The sequence below is a fragment of the Haladaptatus sp. AB643 genome, from assembly GCF_024136975.1.
GTDB lineage: Archaea > Halobacteriota > Halobacteria > Halobacteriales > Haladaptataceae > Haladaptatus.
In genome coordinates this window covers 180,205-199,124 of record NZ_JAMYJW010000001.1, presented here as the reverse complement: position 1 = coordinate 199,124, position 18,920 = coordinate 180,205, and the positions used below count along the sequence as shown (strand labels likewise).

18 protein-coding genes are annotated in these 18,920 nt (G+C 59.9%); 12 read left to right on the top strand and 6 right to left on the bottom strand.

Annotation, left to right across the window (positions count from 1 at the left end; translation table 11 throughout):
- Window positions 1-77: 77 nt before the first annotated feature.
- The 9 genes from ahaH (at window position 78) to NKF25_RS00960 (ending at window position 8,749) form a co-directional block, all read left to right on the top strand.
- Window positions 78-410: an ATP synthase archaeal subunit H gene (gene ahaH, locus NKF25_RS01000; protein ID WP_253224881.1), complete on the top strand. Its 333-nt coding sequence runs from the start codon at window positions 78-80 to the stop codon at window positions 408-410.
- The gene (locus NKF25_RS00995) at window positions 397-2,481 is read left to right on the top strand and encodes a V-type ATP synthase subunit I (protein WP_253224880.1); all 2,085 of its coding nucleotides are present in this window, start codon (window positions 397-399) and stop codon (window positions 2,479-2,481) included. Before ahaH ends, NKF25_RS00995 begins: the two co-directional genes overlap by 14 nt.
- A gap of 7 nt (window positions 2,482-2,488) precedes the next feature.
- Window positions 2,489-2,755, top strand: coding sequence for a F0F1 ATP synthase subunit C (locus NKF25_RS00990; RefSeq protein WP_253224879.1), 267 nt, complete (start codon window positions 2,489-2,491; stop codon window positions 2,753-2,755).
- A 16-nt stretch (window positions 2,756-2,771) separates the two neighbouring features.
- Window positions 2,772-3,356, top strand: a complete 585-nt coding sequence (locus NKF25_RS00985) for a V-type ATP synthase subunit E (protein ID WP_253224878.1) — start codon at window positions 2,772-2,774, stop codon at window positions 3,354-3,356.
- Window positions 3,353-4,411, top strand: a complete 1,059-nt coding sequence (locus NKF25_RS00980; RefSeq protein WP_066140070.1) for a V-type ATP synthase subunit C — start codon at window positions 3,353-3,355, stop codon at window positions 4,409-4,411. The genes NKF25_RS00985 and NKF25_RS00980 overlap by 4 nt, the downstream gene beginning before the upstream one ends.
- Complete coding sequence (locus NKF25_RS00975; RefSeq protein ID WP_066140067.1) at window positions 4,408-4,749, top strand: V-type ATP synthase subunit F; 342 nt, start codon at window positions 4,408-4,410, stop codon at window positions 4,747-4,749. Before NKF25_RS00980 ends, NKF25_RS00975 begins: the two co-directional genes overlap by 4 nt.
- Window positions 4,746-6,506: an ATP synthase subunit A gene (locus NKF25_RS00970; protein WP_253224877.1), complete on the top strand. Its 1,761-nt coding sequence runs from the start codon at window positions 4,746-4,748 to the stop codon at window positions 6,504-6,506. The genes NKF25_RS00975 and NKF25_RS00970 overlap by 4 nt, the downstream gene beginning before the upstream one ends.
- Window positions 6,506-7,912: an ATP synthase subunit B gene (locus tag NKF25_RS00965; RefSeq protein WP_066140061.1), complete on the top strand. Its 1,407-nt coding sequence runs from the start codon at window positions 6,506-6,508 to the stop codon at window positions 7,910-7,912. Before NKF25_RS00970 ends, NKF25_RS00965 begins: the two co-directional genes overlap by 1 nt.
- Window positions 7,913-8,056: 144 nt before the next feature.
- The gene (locus NKF25_RS00960) at window positions 8,057-8,749 is read left to right on the top strand and encodes a V-type ATP synthase subunit D (RefSeq protein ID WP_066140059.1); all 693 of its coding nucleotides are present in this window, start codon (window positions 8,057-8,059) and stop codon (window positions 8,747-8,749) included.
- A gap of 218 nt (window positions 8,750-8,967) precedes the next feature.
- On the opposite strand, the gene NKF25_RS00955 is transcribed toward NKF25_RS00960, so the two are convergent.
- The 4 genes from NKF25_RS00955 to NKF25_RS00940 all read right to left on the bottom strand — a co-directional run bounded on the left by NKF25_RS00955 (window position 8,968) and on the right by NKF25_RS00940 (window position 12,111).
- A complete protein-coding gene (locus tag NKF25_RS00955) occupies window positions 8,968-9,900 on the bottom strand; it encodes a branched-chain amino acid transaminase (protein WP_253224876.1) in 933 nt (310 codons plus the stop codon).
- A 310-nt stretch (window positions 9,901-10,210) separates the two neighbouring features.
- Window positions 10,211-10,612 (bottom strand): DUF5518 domain-containing protein, encoded by a 402-nt coding sequence (locus tag NKF25_RS00950; RefSeq protein ID WP_253224875.1) that lies wholly within the window; start codon window positions 10,610-10,612, stop codon window positions 10,211-10,213.
- A gap of 138 nt (window positions 10,613-10,750) precedes the next feature.
- Window positions 10,751-11,410, bottom strand: a complete 660-nt coding sequence (gene ribB, locus NKF25_RS00945) for a 3,4-dihydroxy-2-butanone-4-phosphate synthase (protein WP_253224874.1) — start codon at window positions 11,408-11,410, stop codon at window positions 10,751-10,753.
- Window positions 11,407-12,111 carry a CTP-dependent riboflavin kinase gene (locus tag NKF25_RS00940; RefSeq protein WP_253224873.1) on the bottom strand — a complete coding sequence of 235 codons (705 nt, stop codon included), beginning with the start codon at window positions 12,109-12,111 and terminating at the stop codon, window positions 11,407-11,409. The genes ribB and NKF25_RS00940 overlap by 4 nt, the downstream gene beginning before the upstream one ends.
- Before the next feature lie 307 nt (window positions 12,112-12,418).
- Between NKF25_RS00940 and NKF25_RS00935 the strand changes: the two genes are divergently transcribed.
- From NKF25_RS00935 to NKF25_RS00925, 3 genes are all read left to right on the top strand, one after another.
- Window positions 12,419-13,921 carry an MFS transporter gene (locus NKF25_RS00935; protein ID WP_253224872.1) on the top strand — a complete coding sequence of 501 codons (1,503 nt, stop codon included), beginning with the start codon at window positions 12,419-12,421 and terminating at the stop codon, window positions 13,919-13,921.
- Between the two features lie 151 nt (window positions 13,922-14,072).
- Window positions 14,073-15,458, top strand: a complete 1,386-nt coding sequence (locus NKF25_RS00930) for an alpha-amylase domain-containing protein (protein WP_253224871.1) — start codon at window positions 14,073-14,075, stop codon at window positions 15,456-15,458.
- 73 nt (window positions 15,459-15,531) lie between these two features.
- Window positions 15,532-15,894 carry a cupin domain-containing protein gene (locus NKF25_RS00925; RefSeq protein ID WP_253224870.1) on the top strand — a complete coding sequence of 121 codons (363 nt, stop codon included), beginning with the start codon at window positions 15,532-15,534 and terminating at the stop codon, window positions 15,892-15,894.
- A 24-nt stretch (window positions 15,895-15,918) separates the two neighbouring features.
- On the opposite strand, the gene twy1 is transcribed toward NKF25_RS00925, so the two are convergent.
- Window positions 15,919-16,959: a 4-demethylwyosine synthase TYW1 gene (twy1, locus tag NKF25_RS00920; RefSeq protein ID WP_253224869.1), complete on the bottom strand. Its 1,041-nt coding sequence runs from the start codon at window positions 16,957-16,959 to the stop codon at window positions 15,919-15,921.
- An 886-nt stretch (window positions 16,960-17,845) separates the two neighbouring features.
- Complete coding sequence (locus tag NKF25_RS00915) at window positions 17,846-18,643, bottom strand: hypothetical protein (protein WP_253224868.1); 798 nt, start codon at window positions 18,641-18,643, stop codon at window positions 17,846-17,848.
- Between the last annotated feature and the right edge of the window lie 277 nt (window positions 18,644-18,920).

Here is an 18,920-nt window from a genome sequence, read left to right as displayed (position 1 = left end):
TTTCGCCCGACGGGGAGCCAAATGGTTCCGCAAGTAGTTTATAGCCTCTGGCGCAACCATTCGCGTGATTACCACATATGCCGAGACCGGACGTTCTAGAACGAATAAAAGAGGCCGAAACGGAGGCTGACGGCATCGTCGCGCAAGCCGAGGAGGATCGCGAAGAGCGGATTTCGGAGGCGCATACGAAGGCGGAGGAGATCCGCTCGGAAGCTCAAGAAGAGGCCAACGAGATGGAAGAGAAACGACTCGAAAATGCGCGTGAAGATATCGAATCCGAGCGCAAACAGATCCTCGCAGAGGGCGAGAAAGAGCGAGAAGAGCTCGAAACTCGTGCCGAAGCGAACAAAGAGGAGGCGATAGAATTAGTCATCGACAGATTCAGGGAGGCGGTGCATGCTCAGACCTGAACGGATGAGCAAGGTCTCGGTGGCAGGGTCGCGGATGGTCATGCCCGACGTCATCGAAGCGATTCACGAACTGAATCTCGTACATCTGTCGGATTACGATGGGTCGTGGGAAGGATTCGACCCGGGCAACCCCGTCACTGGCGCGGACGAGGCATCCGACAAGCTCGTCACCGTTCGTTCGATCGAAAGTATTCTTGAGGTGAGTGGGGAGGACGCCGGTCCGCAACGAATCGTTACCGGCGAAGCCCTCGAAGAGGAACTCGAAGAGATTCGGGCACAGGTCAACCGCCTGGACGCCCGACGAAACGAACTCGAAGCGGAGCTACAGAGCGTCGAAGAACGGATAGACGCGATGAAGCCGTTCGCCAACCTCGGCATCGACCTCGATCTGTTGTCGGGATACGACCATCTTCAGGTCGCCGTTGGCGAAGGGGACGCGAACGAAATCGAACGCGCGCTCACCGAGTCGAGCGACGTTCAGGAGTACGAACTGTTCTCCGAGGAGCGGACGGTCGCCGTCTTCGTCTACCCGGAAGACGGGGCGGAAGACGCACTCGGCGAGGCATTGGTCGGTATCGAGTTTACGTCGTACGACGTTCCGGAGGCCTCGGGAAGCCCCGAGGAGTACGTCGCGGAGCTCAAACACGACTATCAGAAGGACGAATCGAAGCTCAACGGCGTCGAAAGCGAGCTAAATGACGTAAAACTCGATGCTGCTGGCTTCCTGTTGGCGGCCGAGGAAAAACTCGCTATCGAGGTACAGAAAGAGGAAGCGCCGCTTCAGTTTGCAACGACGGAGAACGCCTTCATCGCCGAAGGTTGGATCCCGTCCGACCGCTACGACGACCTGGTAACCGCCATTCGGTCGGCGGTCGGCGACCGCGCCGACGTCGACGAACTCGAACGCGCATCCTACCACAATCCGGACATCGACCACCACGTCGCCATGGACGGCGGCACGGAGGAGAACCCGCCGGTCGTCCAGGACAACCCTGACCCGACTCGACCGTTCGAACTGTTGGTCGAAACGATCAACAGGCCGCGATACTTCGAGTTCGATCCGACCATCGTGCTGTTCCTCACGCTCCCGATCTTCTTCGGATTCATGATCGGCGACGTGGGGTACGGCCTGGTCTACCTCGTGGCAGGCTGGTACCTCTTCACTCGATTCGACGGTGGATTCAAAAGCCTCGGCGGCATCGCGCTCTGGTCGGGTGCGGTCACCGTCGTCTTCGGGTTCATATTTGCCGAGTTCTTCGGCTTCCACTTCGCGCATATGCTCTATGGCCCCGGCGGTCCGCCGCTGGAGAAGGGGCTGACGCCGGAAACCGTCGAGTGGGCGCTCCTCTGGCTGTTCATGAGCGTCATCGTCGGGTTGATCCACCTCAACGTCGGATTCATCTTCGACTTCCGCGAGAAGATGGACTTCGGAATGAAACACGCGCTCCTGGAGGCTGGCTCCTGGATACTGCTCATGAACGGCGTCTGGCTCTGGATCCTCAGCAGGAGCTACAAAAGTTCGAAACCGGACTTCATCTACACGTCGTTCGACGCCCATCCGATTCCGCTCGGCTTCACGGGCTTCTCGCCCGAGGCCGGAATGGCGGGACTCGCAGTCGCCGTCGTCGGCATGCTCGCCCTCGTCGTCGCTGAGGGCCCCGTCGTCGCGCTCATCGAGAGCCTGAACGTTCTCACGCACGTGCTGTCCTACGCTCGGCTGGCCGCGGAGGTCATCGCCGAGGCGGGCATCGCGCTCGTCGTGAACCTGCTCGTGTTCGGCGCCTCCACCGATGGAGAGGCATACCACTTCCTCGTCGACAAAGCCCCATCCGCCGTCAGCCACGGCGAGGTCGTCTTCGGCGGCCTGTTCCACATGGGTATCATCGGGGTACTCTTCGGAATCGTCCTGCTGATCCTGGGCCACCTTGTCGTGCTAGCGCTCGGCATCGTCAGCGCAGGTCTGCAGGCCCTGCGGCTGGAATATGTGGAATTCTTTGGGAAGTTTTATGAGGGCGGTGGGGAGAAGTTCCAACCGTTCGGCTACGACAGATCCTACACCACAGAGGACTAAGTAAACCATGTACGAATTCATACTCGCATTCGCACACTCCGCTGTATTGCTCGCACAGGACGCTGCTTCCAACCAGCCCAATTTCCCGAAGGCTGGCGCCACGCTCGGCGTCGGTCTCGCCGCACTCGGCGCAGGCGTCGCAGAGGGTGGCATCGGTGCCGCCGCCGTCGGCGCAATCGCCGAGGACCGCGACTTCTTCGGTCTCGGACTGATCATGACGGTGCTCCCGGAGACCCTCGTCATTCTGGCGCTGGTCGTCGTGTTCATCGTATAAACTCCCTTCCCAATTTATGAGTTTGGAAACAGTAGTTGAGGACATTCGAGACGAAGCCCGCACGCGCGCGGACGAAATCCGCGCAGAGGCCGACGACCGCGCCGCCGAGATCGTCGAGGCGGCCGAAGCGGACGCCGATGAAATCGTAGCGGCGAAAGAACGAGAGATCGAAAACCAGATCGAACAGGAACGCGACCAGCGCCTCTCGGGTGCCAAGCTCGAAGCCAAACAGAAGCGCCTGAGCGCCCGCCGTGACGTCATCCAGGACGTTCGCGATGCGGTCGAGGACCGTCTCTCGGAACTCGGCGGCGACGAGCGCGAGAAGCTGACGCGCGAACTGCTCGACGCCGCAGCGACCGAGTTCGAGGACGAGGAATCGGTCCGCGTCTACTCGTGTCCGTCCGACGAGGAACTCGTCACCGGGATCCTGGACGACTACGAAAACTTCGAGCACGCCGGCGAGTACGACTGTCTCGGCGGCGTCGTCGTCGAAGGCGACGCGTCGAGAGTCAGAGTGAACAACACGTTCGACTCGATACTCGAAACCGTCTGGGACGATCAGCTAAAAGATATCAGCTCGAAGCTGTTTGACGACCAATGAAGGTTATTAGCAGCGACGCATCAAACTACGAGTACGTCAACGCGCGCGTCAAGACGCGCCGCGCCACTCTCTTCTCCGAGGAGGACTACCGCAAGCTCATTCGAATGGGCCCGGGAGAAATCGCCCGGTACATGGAGGAGACGGAGTACGAGGAGGAAGTGAACGCACTCGGCGCACGCTACGATGGCGTCAACCTCGTGGAGTACGCGCTCCACGCCAACCTCGCCAAGCACTTCGACGACCTGTTGCAGTGGGCCGACGGGAAGCTTTACGACCTCATCGCCCGCTATCTCCGGAAGTTCGACGACTGGAACATCAAGACCGTGATCCGTGGCATCTACTCCGACGCGGATCGAGAACTCGTCGAGGCGGACCTGATCCGCGCCGGCGAGTTCTCCAACCGCTTCCTCGACCGGATGCTCGACGCGACCACCATCGAGGAAGTCGTCGATCTCCTGTCCGATACGATGTTCGGCGACGCCGTCGAAGAAGCGTATCAGGATCACGAGGAGACCGGGCTGTTGATCCCGCTCGAAAACGCCATCGATCGGGCGTATTACGAAGCGCTGATGGACGGAATCATCGTCGGTCCGGACCGCGCGACGGACATGTACGTCGATTTCTTGCAAGCGGAAATCGACTTCCGGAACATCCGGAACGTCCTTCGTGCCAGCCGAAGCGGCGCCGACATCGACCCCGCGAAGTACTACATCTCCGGGGGACGGCTGTTCGACGCATCGACACTGGCACAACTCGCAGGCAATCCCGACGAACTGATCGCCCGGCTTCGTGACAGCCGTTACGGGGATAAACTGGACGAAGCGCTGGACGAGCTTGAGCGAGCCGACAGTCTGATTGGATTCGAGCACGCTCTAGATAAGGCGTTGCTCGAATACTCGGACCACCTTTCACACGTGTTTCCGTTATCCGTGTGTCCAGTGTTCGCTTACGTTCTCGCCAAACAGCGTGAAGTCGATAACATCCGTGCGATTGCACGAGGGCGCGAAGCGGGACTGTCAGAGGACCAAATCGAAGAGGAACTGGTACTACTATGAGCCAAGAGATAGCCGTCATCGGGAGCCCGGACTTCACGACCGGATTTCGCCTCGCAGGCGTCCGGAAGTTCGAAAACGTTCCGGATGACGAGAAAGCGGAGAGCTTGGACGACGCAGTTTCTCGCGTACTGACGGACGACGACGTGGGCATCATCGTGATGCACGACGACGACCTCGAACATCTCTCTCGGAACGTCCGGAACGACGTCGAGACGAGTATCGAGCCCACCCTCGTAGCGCTGGGCGGTGGCGCGGGAAGCAGCGGACTCCGCGACAAGATCAAGCGTGCGATCGGTATCGACCTTATGGACGAAGACGAACAAGGTGATAACGAATGAGCCAGGCAACAGACAGCGACGTCGTCCGTGAGGACGGCGTCATTCAGAGCGTGAGCGGACCGGTCGTTACCGCCACGGACCTCGGTGCCCGGATGAACGACGTCGTGTACGTCGGTGAGGAAGGGCTGATGGGAGAGGTCATCGAAATCGAAGGAAACGTAACCACGATTCAGGTGTACGAGGAGACCTCGAACGTCGCACCCGGCGAACCCGTCGAGAACACGGGCGAACCGCTGTCGGTCGAACTCGGACCGGGAATGCTCTACTCCATCTACGACGGAGTGCAACGCCCGCTCGACGTTCTCGAAAGCAAGATGGGCGCGTTCCTCGACCGTGGTGTCGACGCTCCGGGTATCGACCAGGAGAAGACGTGGGAGTTCACCGCAACTGTCAGCGAAGGTGACACGGTCGAACCCGGCGATATCGTCGGAACCGTTCCCGAGACCGAGAGCATCGAACACAAGGTGATGGTGCCGCCGGACTACGAGGGCGGCGAAGTCGTCAGCGTGAAGAGCGGCAACTACGACGTCAACGAGGCCATCGTCGAACTCGACAACGGCGAAGAAGTCTCGATGCAACAGGAGTGGCCGGTTCGTGAGGCGCGACCGAGCGTCGACAAGAAGACGCCCCTGACACCGCTGGTGTCCGGTCAGCGAATTCTTGATGGTTTGTTCCCCATCGCCAAAGGTGGGACGGCCGCGATTCCGGGACCGTTCGGGTCCGGAAAGACGGTCACCCAGCACTCGCTGGCCAAGTGGGCCGACGCGGACATCGTCGTCTACGTCGGCTGTGGCGAGCGCGGAAACGAGATGACGGAAGTCATCGAGGACTTCCCGGAACTCGAAGACCCGCGAACGGGCAAACCGCTCATGTCGCGGACGTGCCTCATCGCGAACACGTCGAACATGCCCGTGGCCGCACGTGAGTCGTGCATCTACACGGGAATCACCATCGCGGAGTACTACCGCGACATGGGATACGACGTCGCACTCATGGCCGACTCCACCTCGCGGTGGGCGGAGGCGATGCGTGAGATTTCCTCGCGTCTCGAAGAGATGCCCGGCGAAGAGGGATACCCGGCGTACCTCGCCGCCCGACTCGCCCAGTTCTACGAGCGCGCAGGCAAGTTCGACAACATCAACGGTACGGAAGGTTCGGTGACGGCCATCGGTGCAGTTAGTCCCCCAGGGGGAGACTTCTCCGAGCCCGTCACGCAGAACACCCTGCGTATCGTGAAGACGTTCTGGGCGCTTGACGCCGACCTCGCGGAACGTCGGCACTTCCCGGCGATCAACTGGGAGGAATCCTACTCGCTGTACAAGGATCAACTCGACCCGTGGTACGAACAGAACGTCCGGCAGGACTTCCCAGAGAAACGCCAGTGGGCGACCGACGTTCTCGACGAGGAGGGCGAACTGCAGGAGATCGTTCAGCTCGTCGGGAAGGACGCGCTGCCGGAGGACCAGCAGTTGACGCTCGAAGTCGCACGCTACCTCCGTGAAGGATGGCTCCAGCAGAACGCGTTCAACGACACGGACGCCTTCTGTTCGCCGGAGAAGACCTACCGGATGCTCGAAGCCATCGAGACGTTCAACGACGAAGCGTTCGCAGCACTCGAAGCCGGCGTTCCGATAGACGAAATCACGTCCATCGAGGCCGCCCCACGCCTGAACCGTATCGGCGTGACCGAGGACTGGGAGGACTTCGTCGAAGAGATCGAAGAGGACATCACCGAAGAGCTCAGGGAGAAATACTAATGAAAGAATACCAGACAATTACCGAAATCAGCGGTCCGCTGGTGTTCGCCGAGGTCGATGAGCCCATCGGATACGACGAGATGGTCGAAATCGAGACACCGGCCGGCGAAACGCTGCGTGGACAGGTGCTCGAATCGAGCGAGGGACTCGTCTCGATTCAGGTGTTCGAAGGCACCGAAGGTATCGACCGCCAATCGTCAGTTCGATTCCTCGGTGAGACGTTGAAGATGCCCGTCACCGAGGACCTGCTCGGACGCGTCCTCGACGGGTCCGGACAGCCAATCGACGGTGGCCCGGAAATCGTTCCGGACGAGCGACGTGACATCGTCGGCGCGGCGATCAACCCGTACGCACGGGAATACCCCGAGGAGTTCATTCAGACTGGCGTGTCGGCCATCGACGGCATGAACACGCTGGTTCGCGGACAGAAGCTGCCCATCTTCTCGGCATCCGGTCTGCCGCACAACGACCTCGCACTTCAGATCGCACGACAGGCGAGCGTGCTCGAAGACGAGGAGGAAGGCGAAGAGAGCGAGTTCGCAGTGGTGTTCGGCGCGATGGGCATCACGGCCGAGGAGGCGAACGAGTTCATGGAGGACTTCGAGCGGACCGGTGCGCTGGAACGCTCGGTCGTCTTCATGAACCTCGCGGACGACCCCGCAGTCGAGCGGACGGTCACGCCGCGAATGGCGCTCACCACGGCGGAGTATCTCGCGTTCGACAAGGACTACCACGTGCTGGTTATCCTGACGGACATGACGAACTACTGCGAGGCGCTCCGTGAGATCGGTGCCGCCCGCGAAGAGGTGCCGGGTCGCCGTGGCTACCCCGGATACATGTACACGGACCTTGCACAGCTCTACGAGCGTGCGGGCCGTATCGAAGGACGCAAGGGGTCCGTCACGCAGATTCCCATCCTCACGATGCCGGGCGACGACGACACGCACCCGATTCCCGACCTGACCGGGTACATCACGGAAGGGCAGATCATGCTCGACCGCGACCTGAACTCGCAGGGTGTCAAACCGCCGATCAACCCGCTTCCGTCCCTCTCGCGGCTGATGGACGACGGTATCGGCGAGGGGCTCACCCGTGGAGACCACTCCGGTCTCTCCGACCAGATGTTCGCGGCGTACGCGGAAGGTGAGGACCTGCGCGACCTCGTGAACATCGTCGGTCGTGAAGCGTTGAGCGAGGACGACAACAGGTACCTCGACTTCGCCGACCGCTTCGAGGACGAGTTCCTCAATCAGGGCTTCCACACGAGCCGTGACATCGAAGAGACGCTGGACATCGGCTGGGAGCTCATCTCGATGCTTCCGAAGACGAAGCTCAATCGCGTGAGCGAGGACGAAATCGAGGAGCACTACGTCGAGGAAGAAGCGGAAGAAGTCGCGGCGGACTAAACGCGGATACGCGGTTTTTTCTTTACGGCGGTAAAAATGATGTCGAGGGATGGAGAGATATCCAGTTCCGTGTCGCGGATATCGCCGCGGAGCGGCTTTCGACTGTAAAGAATTATCCCTTTCGAGTTTTTATGATCAACCAACATGGCCACGGACGTCAAACCCACTCGGAAGAACCTCATGGCGATCGAGGATCGCATCGATCTCTCCGAACGGGGTCACGACACGCTGGAGCAGAAGCGTGACGGGCTCATTATGGAGTTTATGGACATCCTCGACCAAGCACAGGACGTACGGTCCGGTCTGGACGAGGATTACGAGAGCGCACAGCAGACCATCAACATGGCTCGTGCGATGGAAGGGGACGTCGCAGTTCGTGGGGCCGCCGCGGCACTCCGTGAGCATCCCGAAATCACGACGGAATCGAAGAACATCATGGGCGTCGTCGTCCCGCAGATCGAGTCTTCGAAAGTCAAGAAATCGCTGGACGAGCGTGGGTACGGTGTCCTCGGGACGAGCGCCCGTATCGACGAGACCGCGGACGCCTACGAGGACCTGCTCGAAAGCATCATCCTCGCCGCCGAGATCGAGACGGCGATGAAGAAGATGCTGGACGAGATCGAGAAGACGAAGCGTCGTGTCAACGCGCTAGAATTCAAGCTCCTGCCGGACCTCTACGAGTCCGAGAGCTACATCGAGCAAAAACTCGAAGAGCAAGAGCGCGAGGAGATCTTCCGAATGAAGAAGATCAAGGCCAAGAAAGAAGAGAGCGAGAAGGAAGAACAGCAGGCCCGCGAACCGGAGCGAGCGGAAGGCGAAGTCGCCGTCACGAGCTAACTCGGCGATCTATCTTTCTACAATGCAATCCGGCCGATCAGCGGTGCGTTTCAGGTCGATGAAGTGGACCGAAAAGGAGCTTCAGTCATCGGGTTTCCATCCGAAATAGAGGCCTTTCGATAGCCGTCCGTTTCGTCGCTCGGGATGTCCAGTCGCCGTCTCTATCGCGCCTTCCGTGTCTCTCTGACGACGGACGAAACCGTAAAAACTGAAATCGATTATTCGACGTACGTGAACCACTCGTCGTGGTCGTCGGTGCGACGGTTCACGAGGTCGAAGAAGGCGGTCTGGAGTTCCTCGGTCACGGGACCGCGGCTACCGTTTCCGATTTCGACGTTGTCCACCTGCCGGATGGGCGTGACCTCCGCCGCGCTGCCGGTGAAGAACAGTTCGTCGGCGGTGTTGAGTTCGCCGCGACTGATGGTCGCGTCGTCGTGGACCTCGTAGCCCATCTCCTCGGCCAGCGTGATGACGCTGTTGCGGGTGATGCCGTCGAGGATGCTCTCGGAGAGTCCGGGGGTGAAAATCTCGCCGTCGCGGACCATGAAGATGTTCTCGCCGGGACCTTCCGCGACGTTGCCTTCCTTGTTCAGGACGATGGCTTCGACGTAGCCGTTGCGTCGGGCTTCCTCGCCGGCGAGGAGGCTGTTGACGTACAGGCCGGTCGTCTTGGCGTTCGTCGGAATCTGGCTGGAGGCGTGTTTGCGCCACGAGGAGATCATGACCTCGACGCCGTTTTCGAGGGCGTCCTCGCCGAGGTACGCGCCCCACGGCCACGCCGCGATGGTCACTTCGGTCGGGCAGTCGCCGGGACTGACGCCGAGGCTGTCGTAGCCGTAGTAGGCGATGGGCCGAATGTAACAGGAAGCGAGGTCCTGGCGGTCGACGAGTTCGAGGGTCGCCTCCGTGAGTTCCTCCGGGCTGTATTCGATTTCGAGATTGTAGGGTTTACACGAATCGTAGAGGCGCTGGAGGTGATCCTCCCAGCGGAAGATCGCGGGACCGTTTTCGGTGTCGTAACAGCGAACCCCTTCGAAGACACCCGTCCCGTAGTGCAGTCCGTGCGTGAGAACGTGGATTTGTGCGTCGTCCCAATCGACGAACTCGCCATCCATCCAGATCGTGTCCACGTCCATTTCGTCAAAGCTCATACGTACGACCCATTGGAGGCCACAGTAATGAGTTTTGGCGATTGTCTTCGGACGATTGTGTGGAATTACTCGCAGTGGGGTGAACGGTTCGAGTACCACGGGTGTGACGAAGTCGGGATGGAAGCGAAGTTGGACGAAACCGAAGTCGGAACGGGATCAAAATCGCGGCGTTTCGGTGGCACGAAGATAGATGAACAGTTGTTCAACTATTTGAATATGAATGGAGCGGACTCGACGATGAAAAACGTTCGAATCAGCCGAAAAACAATGGTTCAGTCGGTTCGCGTCCGACGGACCGTGCGATTCGGGATCAGGCGGGCCGTGCGGCGGTGCGTTCGTCCGAGCGACCCTTCAGCCAGGATCCGAGTGCGCCACCGACGGCACCGGGGATCGCGGCGACGATCACGTACACCACGCCGAAGGCGAACAGACCCATGGTCGGGATGAGACCGGCGGTCAACAATCCGGCGACGGTCAGGACGACGAGGGCGACGATGGCCCCGGCGGCGGTTGCGACGCCGCCGTTGAGCGCGCCGTCATCGAGTTTCGTTCCGGCCATGTAGCCAGCCACGAGACCACCGATGATGCCGGTCAGTCCAGCGCCCACGATGGGAAGTGTCATGTCCGTGAACGGGACAACTGCCCCACTGAGGAGGCCGACGATGATGGTCGCGACGATTCCGTACACGATTGCTCTTACTTTGAAGTCCATACAGAGTATATCGACTTACAAGGAGATTAACATTTTTCATAATTGACATACCTATTTCGAGATTACCGCAACGAGAGGGGAGAAATTTCGTTACGAGATGAAGAATTACGGTCTCATCCCGAGACGTGCGCGAAATGATCAACCGAGCGATTCGACAATCTCCGCCCCTTCGAGATACGGGAAGTCGTGGCGTTCGGCGTAGGCGCGGGCGTCGTCGGGAGAGAGCGCACTGCCGGTTTCGTCGTCGAGCATCTCACAGACGACGACGGCGGGGGACCGGTCGGCGGCCGCGCCGAGGACGATTCCGAGTTCGGTGTGGCCCTGTCGTTCGGCGAGCAGGTCAGGAGCGGCCTTGAGCAGGTGGACGTGCCCCGGAGCGCGGAACTCGGCCGCGAAGTCGATATCCTCGGGTGTCGCCGCCGCGGCCGCGAGTTCCCGAATCGTCAGCGAGCGGTCGTCGTCCGTGATACCGGTGTAGGTGTCGCGGTGGTTGACGGTCAACGAGAAGGAAGAGCGGGAGTCGTAACCGAGGTCGTGACCCTCGCTCGCCGGGTGCTCGATGATTTCGTCCATGTAATCGAGGTCGAACCGTTCGGCGACATCGTGGGAGAGGGCGACACAAATCAGTCCACCGGCGTCGTTGCGGAGGCGGGAGACCGCTTCCGGCGTGACCGCACCGGCGGGATAGATGAGATCCGTTTCACCTTCGCGGTCGGCCGCGTCGTGGACGAGAACGGGGGAACCGTCGCGGAACGCGGCGACCGCTTGCTCGACCGACGTGGCGACGGGGTGGCTCATTGGACCTCCTCGATGTGGACCGTGACGTGTTCGCCGTCGTCCAGTTCGAGTTCGTCGCGGAGTTTCGATTCCGCGATGAGTTCCAACTGGTCCTCGTCGTGATGGGTTCGTTCGGGAGAGATGACGTGCACCGGTTCGTAGGAATCGCCGTCCGTCGTCTCGATGGCGGCGGGATAGCAAACCGCGGGACCGTACGTTCGGTCGCCGTCTTCCCACGCATCGATCGGAACGGGGTCGAGCGCGTTCATCGCCGAGCGGGCGCGGACGCTTTCGTCCGTGAGTTCGACGTTCAACGTTCCCGGATAGGGTTCGTAGCCCAGTCGTTCGATGAACTGTTCCATGTACCCCGACAGCGAAATGTAGTGTTTCCCTTCACCCATCCCGCCCGTGACGGTTCCCGAGAGATCGACACCCGAGAGGTTCTCGAAGATGCGACGGTAATCCTCGTATTCGCGTTTCAGTTCCCATTCGCCGTCGTCAGTGATGGCGACCCACTGGCCGTTGCTGACGATTTCACGCGTGATGAGGCCCGCGTCGTCCAACCGCTGGAGGCGACGGGAGGCCGTCTGGTTGGACGCGTCGAGGCGGTCGGCGAGGTCGGCACACGACACTTTGACCTCGCTTTCGAGTGCTCCGTCGAGCGCGAGAAGCTTCAGCGCGGCGAGTTCGTCGTACCCGACCACGAGCGATGTCGCTGGCATACACGATACTCCGTGCTTCGTTCGTTTAAGCGTGCCGAAAATGGGATGCGTAACAGAAACGTTACGCAGTGAGACGCGATATCACTGTTCTGAGTGTTACGTAGCCAGCGACGACATCTAAGTGTGGTGGTTGCCGGGCCGGATTCGACTAATCGCAAACAAGGGTGGCATTGTCGTTTAAACTGTCGGCACTAGAAGCCAGCCACCTTAACTGTAAAAACGACGAAAAGCAACTCGACAACCCTGAGGGATTGGGGCGATCGTTTCGCGATGAGAGATATCTCCCGACGGTTGTCCGTGTACCACAATGTCACAGAATGATACCGAAGCGGAGCGGTACGAAACGAAGATACCGGCTCGGATGGATCGACTACCCTGGTCCCGTTTTCACTGGCTGATAATCATTGCACTCGGTGCGACGTGGTTGCTCGACGGTCTGGAGATCGGCCTCGTCGGAGCCATCGGACCGATGCTCACGAGCAAATCGACGCTGGGGTTGACGAGCGCACAGGTGGGTTACGCGGCGTCCGTCTACTTGATAGGGGAAGTCTGTGGAGCGATAGGGTTCGGGTGGCTCACCGACCGATACGGTCGCCAGAAGTTGTTCTTCATCACGATGGGAGTCTATCTCAGCGGTGTCGCACTGACGGCACTCTCCATCGGATTCTACAGCTTCGCGTTCTTCCGTTTTCTCGCCGGTCTCGGCATCGGCGGGGAGTACTCGGCCGTCTACTCGGCCATCGATGAATTGATTCCGGCCGACTACCGCGGGCACGCCGACTTGGCCATCAGCGGTAGTTACTGGATCGGTGCAGCCGTCGCGTCGGTGATCACGTTGTTCTTCCTGAATTCGGGCGTCGTTACCTCCGGAGCCAATTGGCGGTACGTGTTCGGCTTCGGCGCGGCGTTGGCGTTGCTCATTCTCGTTCTCCGACGGTACGTCCCCGAGAGTCCACGCTGGCTCATGATTCACGAGCAGCCGGACGCGGCGGAAGAGGTCGTCGAGGACGTCGAAGAGCGGGTCGAAGAGAGCACGGACGAGGAGTTGGAGGAACCGGACGAGGACGACTCCATGACCATCGAACCGATCGGGAGTATCTCCCTCGGAAACATCGTCAAAACGGTATTCGTGGACAACTTCCGACGTGCAGTCCTCTGTTGTATCCTGTTCATCACGCAAGCGTTCCTCTACAACGCTATCTACTTCACGTACGGTCTGATTTTACATCAGTTCTACAGCATCCCGAAGCCCGATACGGCGTACTACGGAATCGCCTTCGCCGCTGCCAACTTCATCGGCGCTATCGCCCTCGGTCGGTTCTTCGACACGGTCGGTCGTCGGCCGATGATTTCCGGGACCTACAGCGTTTCGGGGATACTGTTGGCTATCACTGGCTTCCTGTTCCTAAACGGGATGCTCACAGCGCTCACACAGACGATACTCTGGTGTGTGGTGTTCTTCTTCGCCACGGCGGCGGCGAGTGCGGCGTACTTGACGGTCAGCGAGATATTCCCGATGGAGGTACGTGCCCAAGCGATCGCCATCTTCTTCGCCATCGGGCAGGCAGCAGGCGGGGTCGTCGCTCCGGCACTGTTCGGGAACCTCATCGGCAGCGGCGAGCCGATAAACGTGTTTTACGGCTACTGTATCGCTGCCGGACTCATGCTACTGGGAGCCATCGTCGAATGGTTCTGGGGAATCGACGCCGCACAGAAATCCCTGGAGGAGGTCAGTACGCCGGTTTCGGCGTTCATCTCCGAGTCTAACGAAAGCGGCAGTCGTCCGAGTCCGGGAAACTCCGACGACTAACTGTCCGTTCGAGCGACGTTCGAACCCAATTTTCTGACGGCACGTACCGTCCTTCGAATTCGTCCGAGGATATAGATACAGAATTCCATAATTGAAATTTAACCGAACAGTGGCTAGTTTAAAGTGTGTTGTGATAATACGTAACAGATGCATGGCGTCAGAAGATAACACGACCCACATCGAGGACGGTCGAGAACGGCAATCAGAGGCAGGCAACGAACGACGGGAATCGAAACGAGGAAGCGAAGAGGCGAAACGCACGGAGTCGCGGCGGGCGAATCTGACGCGACGAGCGTTCGTCGGCGGGCTTTCGGTCATCGGCCTCGGTGTCGGACTCCCGGCGCTCGCAGGGAAGGTGACGGCCGCGGGAGAACCGGTTCACTTCCAGTACTTCCACGAAACGTGGTCGACCATCACCGACAACCTGTCGAAAGTCGCGGACAGGGGCTACGACGCGGTTTGGATACAGGCACCGCAGAAGAGCGACCTGACGTGGAGCGACCAGAGCGGGCGCAACGACCCACCGCTCGGCTATCAGCCGGTCGATTACACGGTGTTCGACAGCGAGTTCGGGACGGAGTCCGAACTCCGGTCGCTCATCAGCGAAGCGCACGACCAGGGTCTCGAAGTGTACGTCGATTGCGTGATGAACCACATGGCGTCGGGACACGACTACGACTTCCCGCGTTTTTCCTACAACGACTTCCACCACGACGTCGGCTCAATCGACGACTGGAGCGACGACCATCAGGTCGAACACGGCGAGTTGCTCGGACTCCCCGACCTCGCGCAGTACGAATCGTCCACCTCGGGGTACGTTCGAGGCGAGTTGATGAACTACATGGAGAAAATCGCCGACGTCGGCGCGGACGGCTACCGCTACGACGCGGTCAAACACGTCGAGGAGAAATACTGGAACGACTACGCCAACCCGAAGGCGGACGACCTCGGATTGGCCCGCATCGGCGAAGTGTACGACGGCAGTATCGACTACGTGCAGGGCTACATCGACACGGGGATGGACGCGTTCGACTACCCGCTGTACTACGTCCTCAGTGACGCGTTTTCGAACGGCGATATCAGTCAACTACAGGGCGCGGGCGTCGTCGAACAGGACCCGTACCACGCCCATCCGTTCGTCTACAACCACGACGTGGACTCGCCGACGCAGTACCACCTCGCCCACGCGTTCGTCCTCACCAGCGAAGGGGTACCGATGATCTACAACCTCTACCCGAACGAGATTCTGGACGACAGCGCCATCAACAACATGGTCTGGGTGAAGAAGAACCTCGCTGGCGGCGAGACCTACTGGCGGCACGCCGACAGCGACCTCGCGGTGTACGAACGGTACAGCAACCTCCTCGTCGGCATCAACAACGGCGGCAGTAGCCGAACCCAGTCGGTGTACACCTCGTGGACGAACACCACCCTCCACGACTACAGCGGCACGGCAGGCAACGTGACGACGGGTAGCGACGGATGGGTTGACATCACGGTTCCGTCGGAAGGCTGGGTGTTCTACGCGCCGAACTGAGGATTCGGAATCAGGCGGAAGCGGCAGGCCGGTGACCCACAGAGCTTTTTCGGCAGATTTCGATCGGATACGTATGGAGAAAGTGAACCTCGACGACGCGTTCGGAAGCTTCGACGAACACTGGTCCCCCCGACTCGCGGCCGAACTGAACGGGCAGGCGGTCAAACTCGCCAAACTGGACGGCGAGTTCGTCTGGCATCAGCACGACGACGCGGACGAGTTGTTCCTCGTGACGAGCGGTCAACTCCGCATCGAGTTTCGGGAGGAAGAAAACGTGGTGTTGGACGAAGGCGAACTGCTCGTCGTCCCGCGAGGCGTCGAGCACCGACCGGTCGCCGATGAGGAAGTCGAGGCGTTGCTGTTCGAACCATCGGGGACGACGAACACGGGGGACGCGGAGAGCGAGTTGACGAAGACGGACCTCGAACGGGTGTAGGCGGACCGAGCGCGGTTAGGACATCTACCCGCCCAGCGGCGTCCACGTCGTCGAATCGCGCTCCCAGAACTCGCTGTCTTTCTTGAGCTTCGGTACCCACGTGTCCTCCGTCTTCGAGAGCAGCGCGACCCGGGAGGCGGGAACGTCCTTCAGCACGTCGTGTTCGGGCATGTGTTCGCCCACCTGCTCGGTGAACTCGACGACGTCCTCGTGGTCGAGCATCGCGGAGCGGTCGAGTCGGCCGCGCGAGTGGCCGACGTGCATGTACGCCTTGAGTTCGACGAAGTCCGGGTCGGCGCGCTCGTAGAAGGCGGCGTACCAGTCCGGGTTGGCGACGTTCTCCCCGCCGACGAGCGTGGTTCGAAGCACGGTCCGCGTGTCCTCCTTCCCGGCCAGCACGTCCATCGTGTCGATGAGGTTCTCCCACGCGTCGTCGTCCACGGCCCGGACGACGTGGTCGAACGTGGCGCGGTCCGCGGCGTCCACGCTGACGTACAACTGCGTCGGGTCGCATTTTTCGAGCATCTCCGGGTTCGTCCCGTTGCTCACGAGGAACGTCGTGATGTTCCGGTCGTGGAACGCCTCGATGAGTTCGGGCAGATAGGGGTAGAGGGTCGGTTCGCCGTCGAGCGAGATGGCGACGTGGCGCGGTTCCATCGACTCCTCGAACACCTCGCGCGGAACGTCGTCGTTGCCGCCGAATCCCGACAGCAATTTGCGCTGGAGTCGGATGCTCGCGTCCACGACCGCTTCGGGGTCGTCCCACTCCACGTCGCCCAGTTCGTAGGAGTGGCCGCGGTGGTCCCGCCAGCAGAAGACACAGCGCTCGTTGCATTTGACGACGGGCGTCATCTGGATGCAGCGGTGGGACTCGATTCCATAGAAGATGTTCTTGTAGCACTTCCCCTCACCGCGCAGGGCGTTGGCCGTCCACCCGCAGGTCTGGGCGGCGGTGTGGCTTTCGTGATGGTAGTTCGGGGAGTCCACCTGTTTGGGTCCGTCGTCAGAACCCGAAGAGTTCCGGTTGCTCGTCGAGGGTTCCTCGACGGTGTCGGAGTCGCTCATTGTGGGGAGAATGTCGTTCGAAGCTAAAACGTTCTTTCCTCTGTTGTCCCACTCGTGTTCACAGAGAGCATACATAACTAACCCAAAGGAGGATTCCGGTTCCGAGCGATGATTCTGTCATATTTTTATAATTCTATCAAACCCTTCAACACCTGTGTGCAGATCTCCGTTCTCGAAACAACTAGAGTATCTGTCTACTCGTATTACCCCTGGTGTCCCTCAGCCACACATTCTCGGCACTCTCGATAGAAACCGCAGTTATGACGGAGAGAATGGGAGACAGTTTTAGAGTTTGTTGGCTTCCTGTTTCCAACACGTCGTATTTGAGTCACATTCGTATAGACCGATTCCATCTTCCGTAATCGTGTGGAGACGGGCTCCTCGCTCCGTCGACCGGATCGGAACGAGCTCGGTGGTGTATCCTCGCTTCGGCAGCGTAGCGGTGACGTTCACCGGCGAATTCAGAGAGGAAACGTTGAACGTTGTAACGACCCACGTTTCTCCTGGCTTGAGTGTTTTTGACCGGTTGAGTATGGTCTTTCCGTCCTTTGATTGAAACGTCAGATCGATAGTCTGGTTCGATGTTGCGTCATTTTGAACCACGAATCGTAGCTGCTGCTTCTGTTCTTTCGTGTCTGTTGGTTGTTTATTAGCGATAAGTCCACCGTTACACCCTGCTAGTAGTACCAATAGTAGGAGGGATAATGCTCGTACTTTCATGGGATAATTCTAGATATCTCTTCTATCTTCTCGGATAAAAATCTAAAACGTTCTTTCCTCTGTTGTCCCGTGACCGAACCATGGGGAAGAAAAATAACGGTTCGTGGCCGGTCGAAATGACCGTGACTACGACGGTGGGGAGATGTGATACAGGCTCTTGAGCGCCTCAGTGAACGCGGGACCGGAATTCGTGCACCACCGTATCGGGATGGACGGCCGACGAGAGGTCGGCCTCGTACACCATCGGCCACGGGAGGCCGCGGGTCACCCGCAACGTGTCGCCGTCGAGACGGACGCCGCGGATTCGACGCCACGGGACGAAGCTTCCGCCGCCACGACCGTCCGAGGCGATGACGAGGCCGTCGTCGAGTGCGACGAGTTCGACGGTGTGGTTCCCGACCAGTGCAGCGCCGATGACCGCACCGATGAGCGATCCGACGACCGACCCCGAAAGGAAGTCGAGGGAAAACGTCCCGGGGAGCACGAGATGGAGGACGAACAGGCCGATAGCGGACGAGACCATCGTGAGCGGCAGGTCGTACAGGCGTGATTTGACGCCGACGACGTTCCCGTGAATCGATTCGGTTCGGAGACGTATCGTGGCGTACCGTGACGAACAGGCGGCGAACGCGACGAACGCGGCCATCCCGAAGAGAGCAGCATGCAGGACGATTTCGCCGCTCGGCGTACTCCCCCTGAGCGCTCGCGTGACGAGCAGGGAGACGAACGGGAGCACGCCGACGACGGCGAGTAACCAGTGCCGTCGGGCGACCACTGCCCGGTCGATCTCCGCCGCGAATTGCTCGACGGCGACCCACCCGAGGAGCGTGAACAGGATTCCGATTTCCACGGCGTTCGCCGGGGCGTCGGGCCACAACCACGGCAGGGAGAAGGCGATGGCTGATCCGATGAAGAGACCGAGGACGGCGCTGAGGGACCGAAGTCGAGGAGGGCGGAGTCGCATGCAGAACAGTTGTTTTTCCAACTATATAATTCGTTCACTACGTCCGGGTAAAGATGAAGCGGGTCGGAGGATGGAACCGTCACAGATCGATAATTGATTGCCGTAATGAGAGGAGAAACGTGCGAGTTCGGGGGTCCGAGAACCGCTCTGTGTCCGACCCCGACGAGCACTACGAGTCGGAACCAGCATTCGTGGATACGCTTCGCTGGACAGTGCGATGAGTTCGATGTAGGGAGCGTACATTCCATGACAAGACATATGCTGATTCGATTACATC

Coding starts and splice junctions, on each gene's coding strand:
- NKF25_RS00965 (WP_066140061.1), top strand. CDS start 6,506: ATGAAAGAATACCAGACAATTACCGAAATCAGCGGTCCGCTGGTGTTC.
- NKF25_RS00960 (WP_066140059.1), top strand. CDS start 8,057: ATGGCCACGGACGTCAAACCCACTCGGAAGAACCTCATGGCGATCGAG.
- ribB (WP_253224874.1), bottom strand. CDS start 11,410: ATGAGCCACCCCGTCGCCACGTCGGTCGAGCAAGCGGTCGCCGCGTTC.
- NKF25_RS00970 (WP_253224877.1), top strand. CDS start 4,746: ATGAGCCAGGCAACAGACAGCGACGTCGTCCGTGAGGACGGCGTCATT.
- NKF25_RS00950 (WP_253224875.1), bottom strand. CDS start 10,612: ATGGACTTCAAAGTAAGAGCAATCGTGTACGGAATCGTCGCGACCATC.
- twy1 (WP_253224869.1), bottom strand. CDS start 16,959: ATGAGCGACTCCGACACCGTCGAGGAACCCTCGACGAGCAACCGGAAC.
- NKF25_RS00915 (WP_253224868.1), bottom strand. CDS start 18,643: ATGCGACTCCGCCCTCCTCGACTTCGGTCCCTCAGCGCCGTCCTCGGT.
- NKF25_RS00925 (WP_253224870.1), top strand. CDS start 15,532: ATGGAGAAAGTGAACCTCGACGACGCGTTCGGAAGCTTCGACGAACAC.
- NKF25_RS00980 (WP_066140070.1), top strand. CDS start 3,353: ATGAAGGTTATTAGCAGCGACGCATCAAACTACGAGTACGTCAACGCG.
- NKF25_RS00995 (WP_253224880.1), top strand. CDS start 397: ATGCTCAGACCTGAACGGATGAGCAAGGTCTCGGTGGCAGGGTCGCGG.
- NKF25_RS00985 (WP_253224878.1), top strand. CDS start 2,772: ATGAGTTTGGAAACAGTAGTTGAGGACATTCGAGACGAAGCCCGCACG.
- NKF25_RS00955 (WP_253224876.1), bottom strand. CDS start 9,900: ATGAGCTTTGACGAAATGGACGTGGACACGATCTGGATGGATGGCGAG.
- NKF25_RS00990 (WP_253224879.1), top strand. CDS start 2,489: ATGTACGAATTCATACTCGCATTCGCACACTCCGCTGTATTGCTCGCA.
- ahaH (WP_253224881.1), top strand. CDS start 78: ATGCCGAGACCGGACGTTCTAGAACGAATAAAAGAGGCCGAAACGGAG.
- NKF25_RS00930 (WP_253224871.1), top strand. CDS start 14,073: ATGGCGTCAGAAGATAACACGACCCACATCGAGGACGGTCGAGAACGG.
- NKF25_RS00975 (WP_066140067.1), top strand. CDS start 4,408: ATGAGCCAAGAGATAGCCGTCATCGGGAGCCCGGACTTCACGACCGGA.
- NKF25_RS00940 (WP_253224873.1), bottom strand. CDS start 12,111: ATGCCAGCGACATCGCTCGTGGTCGGGTACGACGAACTCGCCGCGCTG.
- NKF25_RS00935 (WP_253224872.1), top strand. CDS start 12,419: ATGTCACAGAATGATACCGAAGCGGAGCGGTACGAAACGAAGATACCG.